General features: G+C 39.6%; 12 protein-coding genes. 10 read left to right on the top strand and 2 right to left on the bottom strand.

Going from position 1 to position 17,936, the window contains the following annotated elements; all coding sequences use genetic code 11:
• Together HMPREF2853_RS06445 and HMPREF2853_RS06440 are read left to right on the top strand one after the other, a co-directional pair.
• Entirely contained in the window at positions 1-810 is an 810-nt protein-coding gene (locus HMPREF2853_RS06445; RefSeq protein WP_070535344.1) for an MBL fold metallo-hydrolase, read from the top strand.
• An 81-nt stretch (positions 811-891) separates the two neighbouring features.
• Positions 892-1,665 carry a potassium channel family protein gene (locus tag HMPREF2853_RS06440; protein ID WP_070535342.1) on the top strand — a complete coding sequence of 258 codons (774 nt, stop codon included), beginning with the start codon at positions 892-894 and terminating at the stop codon, positions 1,663-1,665.
• 37 nt (positions 1,666-1,702) lie between these two features.
• On the opposite strand, the gene HMPREF2853_RS06435 is transcribed toward HMPREF2853_RS06440, so the two are convergent.
• Entirely contained in the window at positions 1,703-2,050 is a 348-nt protein-coding gene (locus HMPREF2853_RS06435; RefSeq protein WP_070535340.1) for a DUF6568 family protein, read from the bottom strand.
• 111 nt (positions 2,051-2,161) lie between these two features.
• On the bottom strand, positions 2,162-3,880 hold the full coding sequence (locus HMPREF2853_RS06430; RefSeq protein WP_070535338.1) for a phospho-sugar mutase: 1,719 nt from the start codon (positions 3,878-3,880) through the stop codon (positions 2,162-2,164).
• Between the two features lie 410 nt (positions 3,881-4,290).
• Here HMPREF2853_RS06430 and HMPREF2853_RS06425 point away from each other — a divergent pair, with 410 nt between their 5' ends.
• From HMPREF2853_RS06425 to glgB, 8 genes are all read left to right on the top strand, one after another.
• Positions 4,291-5,445 (top strand): DUF4352 domain-containing protein, encoded by a 1,155-nt coding sequence (locus HMPREF2853_RS06425; protein WP_070535336.1) that lies wholly within the window; start codon positions 4,291-4,293, stop codon positions 5,443-5,445.
• A 78-nt stretch (positions 5,446-5,523) separates the two neighbouring features.
• The gene (locus tag HMPREF2853_RS06420; RefSeq protein WP_070535334.1) at positions 5,524-7,425 is read left to right on the top strand and encodes an ABC-F family ATP-binding cassette domain-containing protein; all 1,902 of its coding nucleotides are present in this window, start codon (positions 5,524-5,526) and stop codon (positions 7,423-7,425) included.
• 2 nt (positions 7,426-7,427) lie between these two features.
• Positions 7,428-8,291: an Rgg family transcriptional regulator gene (locus HMPREF2853_RS06415; RefSeq protein WP_049479328.1), complete on the top strand. Its 864-nt coding sequence runs from the start codon at positions 7,428-7,430 to the stop codon at positions 8,289-8,291.
• Positions 8,292-8,371: 80 nt separating this feature from the next.
• Complete coding sequence (locus HMPREF2853_RS06410; RefSeq protein WP_001079356.1) at positions 8,372-9,550, top strand: MFS transporter; 1,179 nt, start codon at positions 8,372-8,374, stop codon at positions 9,548-9,550.
• Between the two features lie 89 nt (positions 9,551-9,639).
• Positions 9,640-11,598 (top strand): NAD-dependent DNA ligase LigA, encoded by a 1,959-nt coding sequence (gene ligA / locus HMPREF2853_RS06405; protein WP_049490620.1) that lies wholly within the window; start codon positions 9,640-9,642, stop codon positions 11,596-11,598.
• 151 nt (positions 11,599-11,749) lie between these two features.
• Positions 11,750-14,035: a type I pullulanase gene (gene pulA, locus HMPREF2853_RS06400; protein ID WP_000286535.1), complete on the top strand. Its 2,286-nt coding sequence runs from the start codon at positions 11,750-11,752 to the stop codon at positions 14,033-14,035.
• Positions 14,036-14,231: 196 nt separating this feature from the next.
• Entirely contained in the window at positions 14,232-15,656 is a 1,425-nt protein-coding gene (locus tag HMPREF2853_RS06395) for an NADP-dependent glyceraldehyde-3-phosphate dehydrogenase (protein ID WP_070535332.1), read from the top strand.
• 272 nt (positions 15,657-15,928) lie between these two features.
• Positions 15,929-17,824: a 1,4-alpha-glucan branching protein GlgB gene (gene glgB, locus HMPREF2853_RS06390; RefSeq protein WP_070535330.1), complete on the top strand. Its 1,896-nt coding sequence runs from the start codon at positions 15,929-15,931 to the stop codon at positions 17,822-17,824.
• The last annotated feature ends 112 nt before the right edge of the window (positions 17,825-17,936 follow it).

The raw sequence follows: 17,936 nt of genomic DNA, 5'->3' as shown, positions 1-17,936 counted from the left end.
ATGAGTGAAAAAGGCTTTAAATACAGTATTTTAGCATCAGGTTCTAGTGGGAATTCCTTTTACCTGGAAACCCCAAAAAAGAAAATCCTAGTAGATGCGGGCTTGTCTGGTAAGAAAATTACCAGCCTGCTAGCTGAAATCAATCGCAAACCTGAAGATTTGGATGCGATTCTGATTACGCATGAGCATTCAGACCATATTCATGGGGTCGGTGTCTTGGCTCGTAAATATGGCATGGATCTTTACGCCAATGAAAAGACTTGGCAGGCTATGGAAAATAGCAAGTATCTTGGCAAGGTTGATTCTTCGCAAAAGCATATCTTTGAAATGGGTAAAACCAAAACCTTTGGCGATATCGATATTGAGAGTTTTGGTGTTAGCCATGATGCGGCAGCACCCCAGTTTTACCGATTTATGAAAGACGACAAGAGTTTTGTCGTGTTGACCGATACAGGCTATGTAAGTGACCGTATGGCTGGAATAGTCGAAAATGCGGACGGTTATCTCATAGAGTCCAACCACGATGTAGAGATTTTGCGAGCAGGATCTTATGCTTGGCGACTCAAACAGCGAATTCTATCGGATCTCGGTCACCTTTCTAACGAGGATGGTGCTGAGGCCATGATTCGTGCAATGGGAAATCGGACTAAGAGAATCTATCTTGGGCATTTATCCAAAGAGAACAATATTAAGGAGCTGGCTCATATGACTATGGTCAACCAGCTAGCACAAGCTGATCTGGGAGTAGGAGTAGACTTTAAGGTTTATGATACCTCACCAGATACCGCAACACCATTAACAGATATATAAAAAAGAAGGCCCTCGCCTTCTTTTTATAAATTAGTAGATATTTGTTGTGGTATAATGATTAAAAAATATAGGAGTAGCATTGTGAAAAGAAAATGGTTATTAAAGGATTACTATGACACAACGATTATCATACTTGCCTTGATATCAGTTGTTCTTGTCTTGCTAGGATTTGCTGAGATGATTGATTTAGACAGTCCTCCATACAGTATTATTGACTTACTGATTTGGTTTGTTTTTGTAGTAGATTATGGTTGGCGGTTCTTTTCAAGTAAAGAAAAATGGAGATTTATACTTGAAAATATCTTTGATCTGTTAGCTATTCTTCCTTTAAATGCTATTTTTACAGTATTTCGTTTAGGACGTATCTTCCGCCTAGCAAGGTTGACAAAATTACTAAAACTGACTCGTCTTTTAAGGATCGTAGGGTTAACTGGAAAGCTGGGAAAGAAGGTAAGCAAACTCTTACGGACAAATGGCTTACTTTATATTTTTTATCTCAATTCCTTTATTGTACTGGTAGGGAGTTCAATTTTATCTGTTGTTGAAGAAAAATCTTTTTCTGATAGTCTTTGGTGGGCGCTGGTAACGGTAACAACTGTTGGTTATGGGGATATTGTTCCTGAATCTATTTTTGGGAAGTGGTTAGCTGTTTTACTGATGCTAGTCGGTATTGGAACAATAGGGATGTTAACAAGCGCATTGACGAACTTTTTTGTAAAGGATGATCAAGATAATCAGATACAATTTGATAAACTACAAGATCAATTACATAGTCAAAAAATATTATTAGAGAAACAATCTGAGAAAATCGAAGAACTGCACAGGATGATACAAGATTTACTTGAAAAAACATAGTTTTGGCTATACAAAAACCACTCAACGAGTGGCTTTTTTACAATCCAGCAAAGTCCTTGATTTCTTGTGCGGACATGGAAGAGTCGCAACGGACCTTGATCTGGCCATCTGCAATGTGAACAAATCCTGGTACGGTTGGAATTTCGTAGCGTGAGCGGAATTCTTGTAACTCATTTAGTTGGCTTGGTTCTTCACTGTTGATGAAGTAGATGTGAGCTTTAGTTTCAGCTACGACACCTGCCAAGGTACCAGCAAATTTACGGCAGTAAGGGCAAGTTTTGCGACCGATAAAGAAGGTTGCAGTTTCTTTTTTATCAAGAGCTTCTTGCGCACGCGCAACTGTAGTGACTTCAAGGTCTTTAATGTTTTCTAAAAATTGTTCCATGAGATTACCTCGCTTTCATTGATAAGTCTAGTATGCCATAAAGTTTCCAAAAATGCTTAGATTTGATACGAAAAAAAGATGAGATTGGTTGGTCTCATCTTTTATAATTTCTTATTTTACAAACGCATTGATTTCCGCTTCGATGTTGGCAATTTTAGCTTGTGAATCTTCATTACTTTCACCCACAACGGCAATGTAGAACTTGATTTTTGGTTCTGTACCTGAAGGGCGAACTGCAATCCATGAACCGTCAGCAAGTGTGTATTTCAAAACATCACTTGGAGGAGTTGTCAAGTTTGTAACAGTACCGTCAGCAGCAGTAGCAGTTTGAGCCTTGAAGTCTTCTACGACAGTGATAGCTGTTGTGTTCCATTCTTTTGGAGCATTGTTACGGAACTTAGCCATAATGGCTTTGATTTGTTCAGCACCATCAACACCAGAAAGGGTAACAGAGATGGTCTTTTCAGCGTAGTAGCCGTATTCTTTGTAGATTTCTTCGATACCGTCAGCAAGTGTCAAACCACGTGAACGGTAGTAGGCTGCAAGCTCGGCAACCACAAGAACAGCTTGAATAGCATCTTTATCACGTACGAATGGTTTGATCAAGTAACCGAAGCTTTCTTCAAATCCCATCATGTAGGTGTGGTTGTGTTTTTCTTCGAATTCTTGAATCTTTTCAGCGATAAATTTGAAACCAGTCAAAACGTTGAACATAGTTGCGCCGTAGCTTTCAGCAATCTTTGTTACCAAGTCAGTTGATACGATTGATTTGCAGAGAGCAGCATTTTCAGGAAGAGTACCAGCATTTTTGTGGGCTTCCAAGATGTATTTAGCCATGATAGCACCGATTTGGTTACCTGAAAGGTTAAGGTAGCTACCATCTTTTTGAAGAACTTCAACACCAACACGGTCAGCGTCAGGGTCAGTTGCCACAAGAACGTCTGCACCAACTTGACGACCAAGTTCTTCAGCAAGGGCGAAGGCTGCTTGGCTTTCTGGGTTTGGAGATTTTACAGTTGAGAAGTCTGGGTCAGCAGTTGCTTGTGCTTCAACAACTTGAACTGAGTCAAATCCAGCTTGGGCAAGAGCACGACGAGCCAACATTTCACCAGTACCATGAAGTGGTGTGTAGACAATCTTCATGTCTTTACCAAATTCTTCGATCAAGGCTGGGTTGATGTTTACGTCCTTAACCTCTTTAAGGTATTCTACGTCGACAGCTTCACCAATCACTTCAATCAATCCAGAAGCTTTTTCAGCTTCTACATCAGCAACTTCGACAGCGAATGGATTTTCGATTGCACGAATATAAGTTGTCAAAGCATCTGCATCATGTGGAGGCATTTGCCCACCGTCTTCACCGTAAACCTTGTAACCGTTAAATGGAGCAGGGTTGTGACTGGCAGTAATCATGATACCAGCAAAACAGTTGAGGTGACGAACAGCGAATGACAGTTCAGGAGTTGGACGAAGGCTTTTAAATACGTAAGATTTGATACCGTGTTTAGCAAGAACTGCCGCAGATTCAAAGGCAAACTCAGGTGAGAAGTGACGGCTATCGTAGGCAATTGCTACACCGCGTTCTTTTTCATTTCCACCTTTTGACTCAATCAAACGAGCCAAACCTTCAGTTGCTTGACGAACAACATAGATATTGATACGATTTGTACCAGCACCGATCAAACCACGCATACCAGCAGTACCAAATTCAAGATTGGTATAAAAGGCGTCTTCCTTAGTTTTTTCGTCCATATTTTCCAAATCTTGACGAAGGTAGTCTGGAAGGTCAGCAAAATCAACCCATTTTTGATAATTTTCTTGGTAAGTCATAGAGTGTCTCCTTTGTTTATTTGCTTTAATCGCTTTCATTATATCACGATTTGACATTTTAGTAAAACGTTAGCATAACTTAAAATGTAGGAAATTAACTTTTGCACTTTAGCGGGAAAATGGTGGGGACTGTGCTTACTTATACTAAGTTAGGGATGAAAATTAATTATTAGATACTTTATAACATGAAAGTTTATAATTCATTTTGTAGGTTTGTTGAAGAAAAAAATCAAAAACATTGTTATATTCTATTCTTTTTATAAAGAATCCTTTAATGTATCAAATGAACAGATAGAAAAATTTAAGTTAAAACTCTATAAATTTAAGATATTTTGAAAAATTCTGGTTTCTGTTTTGATTTTTATTCTACGTATGGTAAAATATAGTAAATCATTAAAGGAGAATCCATTATGAAAAAAATTCTTAAGCATTCTGCTTTGCTTTTATCAGCTTTAGCACTGGTTGCCTGTGGAGCTTCCAAAAAAGCAAGCGACAATGGTACTGCCTCGAACTCAAACTTTGAAGTTTCTGTAAAAGACGGTATGTTTGTATTGCCTAAAGACGAAGATTCATCTTCAAGCTACCTTGCACTTCAAGTCGAAATCAAGAACAATCGTGATAAACAGTTTAGTTTTACTAGCCAAGATATCACGCTATACAATGAAAAGGATGAAAAATTACAACCAATTCAAGTTTATGAAAGCGACAGTAAAACGAAATTTATGTCATATGGTGACAGTCTTTCTAAAGGAAAGAGCGTTGCTGGTTATGTAGTGTATGAAGTCGATAAGAATGCTAAGTATGAACTTCACTTTGCACCTAGCTTTTACGATGACATCAAAGAAAATTCTAAAAAGAATAACGATGTAGCAATCAAGGTGGATCCAAGTCAGTATGAAGACAATATTGATGAAGCGAAAGATGTAATGAAAAAATATGTCGATGCTGTTTACCTTAATGGGGAAAGTTCTGGTGGTGGAACGAACCTAAGTGCTACTGATAATAAGTCACAAGTTGTTGCGCTTGCTGATGATAAAAAATCTTCTGATAATAGTGCTGAATTCACAAACGATGCGAAAGCTGATAAAGAAGAGTTTATCAAGAAATTTACAGAATCGTTCGGAAAAGGCTTCTATAACTACAAACCGTCTGATTCAGAACTTAGAACATTCGCAGATGCTTACATCAAAGCAAATGCTAAGAGAGCAAAAGTTGATTACAAGGTGAAGACATACTTGCCAGACTATGCTGTTGTTTATGTTCGACCAGAAACAATCGACTTGGATAACTTGAATGTTTATGAATTGAGCCGTAAATTCTACGAAGAAAACAAAGGTAAATATAGCAACTACTCTGAAGCTATGAAAGCTGGTGAAAAATACATTTTAGAAAATGCACCAAGTCAATTTGATTCAACTCCTCTAGACACTAGTGATAACATGAAGAAAGAGGGTTATGAAATTAAAATGACTAAGAAAGATGGAAAATGGACCATCGATACCTCTTCTAAAAACTATGAATTGAAAGATATGGCTCGCACATTCCGTGGAGGCATTGGATACTAAGATGAAAGGTTCGAGTTTATGACTCGAACTTTTTTCGTTGCAATTGTGCAAAAGAGAAAAAGATAGTAAAATAGAGATATGATTATTTTACAAGCTAATAAAATTGAACGATCTTTTGCTGGTGAGGTTCTTTTTGATAATATTAATCTGCAGGTAGATGAACGAGACCGAATTGCTCTTGTTGGGAAAAATGGTGCAGGTAAGTCTACTCTTTTAAAGATTTTGGTTGGAGAAGAGGAGCCAACTAGTGGAGAAATTAATAAGAAAAAAGATATCTCTCTGTCTTACCTAGCCCAAGATAGCCGTTTTGAGTCTGAAAATACCATTTATGATGAAATGCTTCACGTCTTTGATGACTTGCGTCGGGCAGAGACACAACTGCGTCAAATGGAATTAGAGATGGGTGAAAAGTCGGGTGAAGATTTGGATAAACTGATGGCGGATTATGATCGTTTGTCAGAGAATTTCCGCCAGGATGGTGGCTTTACTTACGAAGCTGATATTCGAGCGATTTTGAATGGATTCAAGTTTGACGAGTCTATGTGGCAGATGAAAATTGCTGAGCTTTCAGGTGGTCAAAATACTCGTCTTGCACTGGCTAAAATGCTCCTTGAAAAGCCCAATCTCTTAGTCTTGGACGAGCCAACCAACCACTTGGATATCGAAACCATTGCCTGGTTGGAAAATTACCTAGTAAATTATAGTGGTGCACTCATTATTGTCAGTCACGACCGTTACTTTTTGGATAAGGTTGCGACGGTTACACTCGATTTGACTAAGCATTCCTTAGATCGTTATGTAGGTAATTACTCTCGCTTTGTTGAGTTAAAGGAGCAAAAGCTAGCTACTGAGGCAAAAAACTATGAAAAGCAACAGAAGGAAATCGCGGCTCTAGAAGACTTTGTCAATCGCAATCTAGTCCGAGCTTCAACGACCAAACGTGCCCAATCTCGCCGTAAACAACTAGAAAAAATGGAGCGTTTGGACAAGCCTGAAGCTGGCAAGAAATCAGCCAACATGACCTTCCAGTCGGAAAAAACGTCTGGAAATGTCGTTTTAACCGTTGAAAATGCGGCTATTGGCTATGATGGGGAAATATTTTCAGAGCCTATCAACCTAGACCTTCGTAAGATGAATGCTGTTGCGATTGTCGGACCAAACGGCATCGGGAAATCAACCTTTATCAAGTCTATTGTGGACCAGATCCCTTTTATCAAGGGAGAGAAGCGTTTTGGTGCCAATGTTGAGGTTGGTTACTATGACCAGACTCAAAGCAAGCTAACACCAAGCAATAGTGTCCTAGATGAACTTTGGAATGATTTTAAACTAACACCAGAGGTTGAAATCCGTAATCGACTTGGAGCCTTCCTTTTCTCAGGAGATGATGTTAAGAAATCAGTTGGCATGCTGTCAGGTGGCGAGAAAGCTCGTTTACTGCTTGCCAAACTTTCTATGGAAAACAACAACTTTTTAATTCTTGACGAGCCGACCAACCACTTGGATATTGATAGCAAGGAAGTGCTAGAAAATGCCTTGATTGACTTTGATGGGACCCTTCTTTTCGTCAGTCACGACCGTTACTTTATCAATCGTGTAGCCACTCATGTTTTGGAATTGTCCGAAAATGGTTCAACCCTCTACCTTGGGGATTACGACTACTATGTTGAAAAGAAAGCAGAAGTAGAAGCGATTCAGACAGCGGAAGCTTCAACTAGCAATCAAGAAAAAGAAGAAAGTCCAGTTAATGATTATCAGGCTCAGAAAGAAAGTCAGAAAGAAGCCCGCAAACTCATGCGACAAATCGAAAGTTTAGAATCTGAAATCGAAGAACTAGAAAGTAAAAGCCAAGCCACCTCTGAACAAATGTTGGAAACCAATGACGCTGAAAAACTCATGGAGATGCAGGCTGAACTGGAAAAAATCAGCCATCGTCAGGAAGAAGCCATGCTTGAGTGGGAAGAATTATCAGAGCAGGTGTAAAGATGGAACATCTTGGAAAAGTATTTCGTGAATTTCGAACCAGTGGGAACTACTCTTTAAAGGAAGCAGCGGGCGATTCTTGCTCGACCTCTCAGTTATCTCGCTTTGAGCTTGGTGAGTCTGATTTAGCAGTTTCCCGTTTCTTTGAGATTTTGGATAATATTCATGTGACTATTGAAAATTTCATGGACAAGGCTAGGGATTTTCAAAATCATGAACATGTTGCCTTGATGGCACAGATTATTCCGCTTTACTACTCAAATGATATTGCAGGTTTTCAAAAGCTTCAAAGAGAACAACTTGAAAAGGCTAAGAGTTCGACCAATCCCCTCTATTTTAAGCTGAATTGGATTCTGCTACAAGGACTGATTTGTCAAAGAGATGCTTATTACACGATGAGGCAGAGTGATTTGGAAAAGGTAGCAGATTATCTTTTTCAAACAGAAGAATGGACTATGTATGAGTTGATTCTTTTCGGAAATCTCTATACTTTCTACAATGTGGACTATGTGGCTCGAATTGGCAGAGAAGTGATGGAGAGGGAAGACTACTACAAGGAAATTGGTCGGCATCGAAAACTTGTTTTGATTTTAGCTCTTAACTGTTACCAGCATTGTTTGGAAAATCGATCCTTTGCGGATGCGGACTATTTTGAGGGCTATGTGGAGAAGTTAATTGGAAATGGTATCAAGCTTTATGAGCGCAATATCTTCCATTATCTCAAAGGTTTCGCCCTCTACCAGAGAGACTTGAAAGAAGAGGGTTGTAGTCAGATGCGGGAGGCCATGCATATTTTTGCTGTGCTTGGACTTCCAGAGCAAGTGGCTTACTATCAGGAACATTATGAAAAATTTGTAAATCCTTAAATTTCCCAAATAAGGGAAAAATAAAGAGACTCCTTTCAGTTTTGATACAATAGTTTCAAAATTTGAGAGGGGTTTTTTATATGAATCGACATGCAATCCAGTTGATTAGTCGTGGTGCTATTAATAAAATAGGAAATATGCTCTATGATTATGGAAACAGTGTTTGGTTGGCATCAATGGGAACGATAGGGCAGACTGTTCTTGGGATTTATCAAATTTCTGAACTCGTCACATCGATTCTGGTCAATCCCTTTGGCGGAGTGATTTCAGACCGATTTTCGCGTCGCAAAATTTTGATGACGACAGACTTGATTTGTGGCGTTCTTTGCTTAGCTATTTCTTTCATCAGAGATGATAGCTTGATGATTGCTGCCTTGATTTTTGCCAATATTGTTCAGGCGGTTGCCTTTGCATTTTCTCGTACATCTAACAAAGCCATTATAACTGAGGTTGTAGAGAAAGACGAGATTGTGACCTATAACTCTCGCTTGGAGTTAGTTTTACAGGTTGTAGGAGTCAGTTCTCCGGTGCTTTCTTTTCTCGTTTTACAATTTGCCAGTCTCCATATGACGCTCGTTTTAGATGCCATTAGTTTTTTTATCGCATTTACCTTAGTAGCTTTTCTCCCAAAAAAAGAGACTCAGGAACAAGAGAAAAAGACTTTCAGCTGGAAAAATATTTTTGCTGATATGAAAGAAGGGATTCGCTATATTTGGCGCCAGCAAGAGATCTTTTTCCTTTTGGTAGTAGCTTCCAGTGTTAATTTCTTTTTTGCAGCTTTTGAATTTCTCCTCCCTTTTTCAAATCGACTATACGGGGTAGAAGGAGCTTATGCAACTATTTTAACTATGGGCGCTATTGGTTCGATTATTGGAGCTCTTCTAGCTAGTAAAATAAAGGCAAGTGTTTATAATCTTTTGATTCTATTGGCTTTAACTGGAGTTGGAGTTTTTATGATGGGATTACCACTGCCAACTTTTCTCTCCTTTTCTGGAAATTTAGTTTGTGAACTGTTTATGACGATTTTTAATATTCACTTTTTTACTCAGGTTCAAACCAAGGTTGAGGGGGAATACTTGGGAAGAGTACTAAGCACCATTTTTACCTTAGCCATCCTATTTATGCCGATTGCAAAAGGCTTTATGACGGTGCTACCAAGTGTCCATCTCTCTTCTTTTCTGATAATTGGAAGCGGTGTTATCATCCTGTCTTGTTTATCCCTCGTTTATGTGCGAAGTCATTTTAAAAAAGAGTTATAATTTCTCTTTTTTAGAAAATATTTCATTACGAATCATTTTTCAGTCCTTCTCTATTGTGAGGAGGGCTTGCTTTGTGGTAAAATGGGATTATGAATGAAAGAATGAATGAGTTAGTTGCCTTACTCAACCGCTATGCGACCGAGTACTATACGAGTGACAATCCCTCGGTTTCAGATAGCGAGTATGATCGTCTCTACCGAGAGTTGGTTGAGTTGGAAGCCGCCTATCCAGATCAAGTTTTAGCGGATAGTCCAACTCATCGTGTTGGTGGTAAGGTTTTAGATGGTTTTGAAAAATACAGTCATCAGTATCCTCTATACAGTTTGCAGGATGCTTTTTCACGTGAAGAGTTAGAAGCTTTTGATGCGCGTGTGCGAAAGGAATTACCCCAACCGACCTATATTTGTGAGCTGAAAATCGATGGTTTGTCTATCTCGCTTACGTATGAAAAGGGGATTTTGGTTGTTGGTGCCACACGTGGGGATGGTTCTGTTGGTGAAAATATCACCGAAAACCTCAAGCGTGTCAAGGACATTCCTTTGACCTTGCCCGAAGAACTAGATATCACCGTTCGTGGAGAGTGTTACATGCCACGCGCTTCCTTTGATCAGGTCAACCAAGCCCGCCAAGAAAATGGGGAGCCTGAATTTGCTAATCCTCGTAACGCAGCTGCAGGCACCTTGCGTCAGTTGGATACAGCAGTAGTGGCCAAGCGTAATCTTGCTACTTTCCTCTATCAAGAAGCCAGCCCTTCAACTCGTGATAGTCAAGAAAAGGTCTTGGAGCATCTTGAACAGCTTGGTTTTGTAGTTAATCCTAAACGAATATTGGCTCAAAGTATAGATGAGGTATGGGATTTTATCCAAGAAGTAGGACAAGAACGGGAGAAACTGCCTTACGATATCGATGGGGTGGTCATCAAGGTTAACGACCTAGCAGGTCAAGAAGAACTCGGTTTTACCGTTAAAGCACCTAAGTGGGCAGTAGCTTATAAATTTCCTGCTGAGGAAAAAGAAGCTCAACTCCTTTCAGTTGACTGGACAGTAGGTCGTACGGGTGTTGTGACCCCGACTGCCAATCTAACACCTGTTCAGCTTGCTGGCACAACTGTTAGCCGTGCAACTCTTCACAACGTAGATTATATTGCTGAAAAGGATATCCGCAAAGATGATACGGTTATCGTTTATAAGGCTGGAGATATCATCCCTGCTGTTCTGCGTGTGGTAGAGTCTAAACGTGTTTCTGAAGAAAAACTAGATATTCCGACTAACTGTCCGAGCTGTGACAGTCAGTTGCTTCATTTTGAAGATGAAGTGGCTCTTCGTTGTATCAATCCACGCTGTCCTGCCCAAATCATGGAAGGTTTGATTCACTTTGCCTCTCGAGATGCTATGAATATTACGGGTCTTGGTCCATCTATCGTCGAAAAGCTTTTTGCTGCTAATCTGGTTAAGGATGTGGCAGATATTTACCGTTTGAAAGAAAACGATTTCCTTCTTTTAGAAGGCGTCAAGGAAAAGTCTGCTTCTAAACTATATCAGGCCATTCAAGCATCCAAGGAAAACTCTGCTGAAAAACTCTTGTTTGGTCTGGGAATTCGCCATGTCGGAAGTAAGGCTAGCCAACTCTTGCTCCAACATTTCCACTCTATTGAAAATCTAGCCCAAGCAGATCCTGAGGAAGTAGCAAGTATCGAGAGCTTGGGTAGTGTGATTGCCCAAAGCCTTCAGACTTATTTTGCTACAGAAGGATCGAAGATTCTTTTAGACGAGTTGAAAGAAGCTGGAGTTAATCTGGACTACAAAGGGCAGACAGTAGTAGCAGATGCAGCCTTGTCAGGTTTGACAGTTGTATTAACAGGAAAATTGGAACGTCTCACACGTTCTGAAGCCAAAAATAAACTCGAAATCCTTGGTGCTAAAGTTACAGGCAGTGTATCTAAGAAAACGAATCTTGTCGTAGCAGGAGCAGATGCAGGAAGCAAGCTCCAAAAAGCACAAGAACTTGGTATCGAAGTTCGAGATGAAGCTTGGCTAGAAAGTTTGTAAAGAATAGTTGAAAACTAGATGTTAGATAGTCTGAAACTATCTCTCCTGATGTGTTTTTATATCTATTAATGCTATTCTCTATTGTGCTGAAATTCCCGCTAAATTCTTCAGCACTACATAAAAAAATTGAAATTAGGAATTAGGAAAAGAAATGTATAGATACCCAGTAGTCATCCATTTTCACCGAAAAAATGGGGATTATGATGCTTGTTCATTCAGTAGAAAACAGGCAGATGTTAAAGAAAATTTGTATTATGAAAATGACTATTTTGGAGCAAAATTCTCCTTTACAGTTACAAGTGCAGAAAGGCTCGATACTCTGACCTTTTCTGTCGAAATAGATGGAAAGACAAAAGATTATCTCCTACGGTTTAACTATTATCCACTGTTGACTGAGGTTTGGATTTTGGATGGTGATGAGACGGTTTATTATTCTGAAAATCCAGCCATTGCAAGTTCTTGCTATAAAGATCGAAACCCGTTTGCTTTTGATAAAGCCTTTCACAGTGAAAGTTTTGATCACCATTGGGGATACCAAGGAGAGTTGGGGTATAGTATCTCTGACTACCAGACAAGCTTTAAACTCTGGGCTCCAACCGCTACAGCAGTCCAAGTGGTCGTTTATGAAAATACAAGTAACGACGCGCCGATTTGGAAAACCTTTAATCTTGAGCGTGGGAATAGCTATTCATACAGTCATAAGTACAATACCATTGGTGTTTGGAGTGTAGATTTAGACGAAAATCTTGCAGGTAAAGCTTATCAGTATCAGATTGAGTTTCCACACCATCAGACTTTGACACGAGATCCTTACACTATTGCTACAAGCCCTGACGGGAAACGTTCCGTCATTCTCTCTCAGCAAGATAGACAGGTAGAAGGATTTAAAGTCAAGCATGGGACAGACGCTCCTTGGCGTTTGGAAAACCCATGTAAAGCGGTTATCTGTGAGATGCACATTCGTGATTTTACAAAATCGCCAACATCTGGAGTTCCAGAAAATCTTCGAGGGACCTTCCTTGGTGCTGCCCAGACAGGAACGACCAACCAATTCGACCAAGCAACCGCCTTTGACTATATCAAAGAACTCGGCTGTAATTATGTTCAGCTCCAACCAATCTTTGATCGCCATAAGGAATACGACGAGGACGGAAATGTAACCTATAACTGGGGTTATGATCCTCAAAACTACAATGCCCCAGAACCAAGTTTCTCTAGTAACCCAGATGATCCTGGACAGGTTATTCGAGACCTCAAGACCATGATTCAGGCATATCACGATGCAGGAATCGGTGTCATTATGGATGTCGTTTATAACCATACCTTCTCAACGGTCGATGCACCTTTCCAAACAACTGTTCCTGATTATTACTATCGTATGAATCCAGATGGAACCTTTCAAAACGGAACAGGTGTTGGAAATGAAACCGCAAGCGAACACGAAATGTACCGTAAGTACATGATTGACTCACTCCTTTATTGGGTGAAAGAATACAATATTGACGGTTTCCGTTTTGACTTGATGGGAATTCACGATGTCAAAACCATGCAGGCAATTCGTTGGGCACTTGATGAAGTTGATCCACGTATTATCACCTATGGAGAAGGTTGGGATATGGGGATCGGTCTTGCGCCTTATGATAAGGCCAAGAAGGACAATGCCTACCAGATGCCAAATATTGGATTCTTCAATGATGATCAGCGTGATGCCATCAAAGGAGGAGAAGTTTATGGTTCAATCAAGGCAGGATTTGTTAGTGGTGCAGCTACAGAACCGATTGTAGCCAAAGCTATTCTTGGTAGCCGAGAGTTGGGCTCATATCTTAGTCCAAACCAAGTTCTTAACTATGTGGAAGCCCATGATAATTACAACTTGCATGATTTGTTAGTAACCCTTCATCCAGATTACAGTTCAGATAAGATTATGCGTCAGGTTGAGACAGCAACAGCGATGAGCGTTCTTATGCAAGGGATGTCCTTTATAGAGTTGGGTCAAGAATTTGGCCGCACCAAACTCCTTGCTACTGGAGAAAATGGTGAGCTGACTCCGGCAGATAGAGAACGCGCCATGAATAGTTATAATGCTCCAGATAGTGTCAACCAGGTCAACTGGGATTTAATCAATGAGAGACAAGAGAGCATTGAATTTATCCGTCAGATTATTCGTCTAAAAACACAAACGCGTGCTTTCTCTTATCCTACATATGAAGAAGTTTATCGTCATGTCTTCGTCCATACAGCTGCTGAAAATAGTGGGTGGATTGTTTACGAAATTCACGGTGCTGCAGAGCATTTATTGGTGGTATTTAATGCCAAGGGAACCTCCTTCTACTTTGAAAATGCAGGAAATCTTGAAATGCTTGTGTCCAACAGTCGTTCTCAAGAGTCTAATGTGATTGATGATATCAGCGTTGCAGTCTTGAAGGTACTTTCATAGTAAATACTACAAAAAGGTTTAGTTAACTCTAGACCTTTTTTATTTTTATTGAAAAACCAATATCTAATAGGAATAAATTTCAAATAATTTGAAGAATCAAGTTTGTGAAAAAAATATCAATATTTTCCAAAAAGGGGTTGTAATTTTCTGAAAATTTGATAAAATAAGTTTTAATCATTTTCAGGAGGAAGAGAATTTGACACATTATCAGAATTTAGTGAATGGAAAATGGAAATCATCAGAGAATGAAATTGCCATCTATTCTCCCATCAATCAAGAAAAGTTGGGTACAGTACCTGCTATGAGTCAGGCTGAAGTAGATGAGGCGATGAAAGCTGCGCGTGCAGCTCTCCCAGCATGGCGTGATTTAGCACCCGTTGAGCGTGCAGCCTATTTGCATAAGACAGCAGACATTTTGGAACGTGACAAAGAAAAAATTGGTACCATTCTTGCTAAAGAGGTTGCAAAAGGGATTAAAGCAGCCATTGGAGAAGTAGTACGTACAGCAGAATTGATTCGTTTTGCTGCCGAGGAAGGTCTCCGTATCACTGGACAAGCAATGGAAGGTGGCGGTTTTGAAGCTGCAAGTAAAAATAAACTAGCCGTTGTCCGTCGTGAACCAGTTGGTGTCGTTTTAGCTATTGCACCATTTAACTATCCAGTCAACCTTTCTGGATCTAAGATTGCTCCGGCTTTGATTGCAGGAAATGTCGTTATGTTCAAACCCCCAACACAAGGATCTATTTCTGGCCTCTTGCTAGCTAAAGCATTTGACGAAGCAGGAATCCCAGCAGGTGTCTTTAACACCATCACTGGACGTGGTTCTGAAATCGGAGACTACATCATCGAACACAAGGAAGTGAACTTCATTAACTTTACAGGTTCAACACCGATTGGTGAGCGTATTGGTCGTTTAGCTGGTATGCGCCCGATTATGCTTGAACTTGGTGGGAAAGATGCAGCAATTGTCTTAGAAGATGCAGATTTAGAAAATGCAGCTAAGCAAATCGTAGGTGGTGCCTTTAGCTACTCTGGTCAGCGTTGTACCGCTATCAAACGTGTTTTGGTTGTGGAAAGCGTAGCAGACAGATTGGCTGAATTACTCCAAGCTGAAGTTGCTAAGCTAACAGTCGGTGATCCATTTGACAATGCAGATATCACACCTGTTATTGATAATGCTTCAGCTGATTTCATCTGGGGATTGATTCAGGACGCTCAAGAAAAGGGTGCCAAAGCGCTCAGCCCGATCAAACGTGAGAACAATCTCATTTGGCCAGGACTTTTTGATTATGTCACAAGAGATATGAAATTAGCCTGGGAAGAACCATTTGGACCTGTTCTCCCAATTATTCGAGTTGCAGATGCCAATGAAGCACTTGAAATTGCTAATGAATCGGAGTTCGGCCTTCAATCCTCAGTCTTTACAAATGACTTTAAGAAGGCGTTTGAAATTGCTGAAAAACTTGAAGTGGGTACCGTTCATATTAATAATAAAACACAACGTGGACCAGATAATTTCCCATTCCTTGGTGTAAAAGGTTCTGGTGCAGGAGTTCAAGGAATTAAATATAGTATCGAAGCGATGACAAATGTTAAATCCATTGTTTTTGATGTGAAATAATTTATAAAATCAGGAAAATAACTTCCTGATTTTATTTTTTTTAAAAAAATACAGTAGAAAATTGATAAAAAACGAATATTCTGGTATTATAATAAAAAAATATATGGAAATTGTTTCGTGTTCTATTTTCTGGATATCTTTTTTAAAATGCTAGGTAATTTTTTGAAGGCTTTCATAAAAAAATATGATTTCCTTCGTAAATTACTTGAAAGTTATCTTAAAAGAGTGTATAATAGGAATATAGAAAACGCTTACATAAGAAAGGGGATTGAATGAATAATCAAGAAGCATTAAGAACCTTTACTACAGGTGAGAACTTTCACCTCCAGCATTATTTAGGAGCGCATAGAGAGGAGAAAAACGGAGAAATAGGCTATACCTTTAGGGTTTGGGCCCCGAATGCACAAGCAGTTCATCTAGTTGGTGATTTTACCGATTGGGTTGAGAATCAGATTCCCATGGTTAGAAACGATGCAGGTGTTTGGGAAGTCTTTACGAGTCAAGCTCAGGAAGGTCAGATTTATAAATATCATATCACGCGTGCAAATGGTCACCAGATTATGAAGATTGATCCTTTGGCAGTTTATTTTGAAGCTAGACCGGGTACAGGAGCAGTTCTGACCAATATCCGTGAAAAGAAATGGAAAGATGGCCTTTGGCTAGCACGTCGTAAACGTCTGGGATTTTTCGAGAGACCAGTTAATATATACGAGGCCCATGCAGGATCTTGGAAGAGAAATCCAGATGGTAGTCCCTATACGTTTTCGCAACTGAAAGACGAGTTGATTCCATACTTAGTTGAGATGAACTATACACATATTGAGTTCATGCCTTTAATGGCTCACCCACTTGGATTGAGCTGGGGCTATCAGCTTATGGGTTACTTTGCTTTTGAACATTCCTATGGTACACCTGAGGAATTCCAAGATTTCGTTGAAGAGTGTCATATAAATAATATCGGTGTTATCGTCGACTGGGTTCCAGGTCATTTCACTATTAATGATGATGCATTGGCATATTATGACGGTACACCAACTTTTGAATACCAAGATCACAACAAGGCTCATAACTACGGTTGGGGTGCACTGAATTTTGACCTCGGGAAAAATGAGGTCCAATCTTTCCTGATTTCAAGTATTAAATTCTGGATTGATTTTTACCACTTAGATGGTATTCGGGTCGATGCAGTGAGCAATATGCTGTATCTAGATTATGATAATGCTCCTTGGACTCCAAACAAAGATGGTGGAAACCTTAACTACGAGGGTTATTATTTCCTTCAACGGTTGAACACAGTGATTAAGTTAGCTCATCCAGACATCATGATGATTGCAGAAGAAAGTTCATCAGCGACAAAGATTACTGGTATGAAAGAAATGGGTGGCCTTGGATTTGACTATAAATGGAATATGGGCTGGATGAACGACATTCTCCGTTTCTACGAGGAAGATCCGATTTATCGCAAGTATGACTTTAATCTTATGACTTTCAGCTTTATGTATGTTTTCAATGAAAACTATCTCCTACCTTTCTCACACGATGAAGTTGTTCATGGCAAAAAGAGTATGATGCATAAGATGTGGGGAGATCGCTACAATCAGTTCGCTGGTTTGCGCAACCTCTACACCTATCAAATTTGTCATCCAGGTAAGAAACTCTTGTTCATGGGTAGTGAGTACGGGCAATTCCTAGAGTGGAAGTCTGAGGAGCAGTTGGAATGGTCTAATCTAGAAGATCCGATGAATGCCAAGATGAAGCATTTTACTTCTCAACTCAATCAATTCTATAAAGAAAATCGCTGTCTTTGGGAAATTGATACTAGTTATGATGGTATCGAGATTATCGATGCTGATAATAGAGATCAGAGTATCCTTTCCTTTATTCGTAAGGGCAAGAAGGACGAAATGTTAGTCTGTGTCTTTAACATGGCACCAGTTGAACGTAAGGACTTTACGATTGGTTTACCTGTTGCAGGTATTTACGAAGAAGTTTGGAATACAGAATTAGAAGAATGGGGAGGTGTGTGGAAAGAGCACAATCAAACAGTTCAGACTCAAGAAGGCTTATGGAAAGATTATGAGCAGACTTTGACCTTTACCTTGCCTGCCATGGGAGCGAGCATCTGGAAGATCAAGCGTCGTTTGAAACCGGCTAAGAAAAAAGAATAATGAGCTGTTGATGATATTTTTTAGATTTTAAAAACGGATGTACTTGTATTGGACTTGAAACACAAGAGAAATGGATTTCCTATTATTTTTATAAAAAAGTTTGACTTCCGAC

Origin of the sequence: Streptococcus sp. HMSC077F03 (assembly GCF_001812375.1) — a bacterium.
In the GTDB taxonomy this organism is placed as follows: Bacteria; Bacillota; Bacilli; order Lactobacillales; family Streptococcaceae; genus Streptococcus; species Streptococcus oralis_S.
Note: the sequence above shows the minus strand (reverse complement) of the source record. Positions and strands in the feature narration are given on the sequence as shown.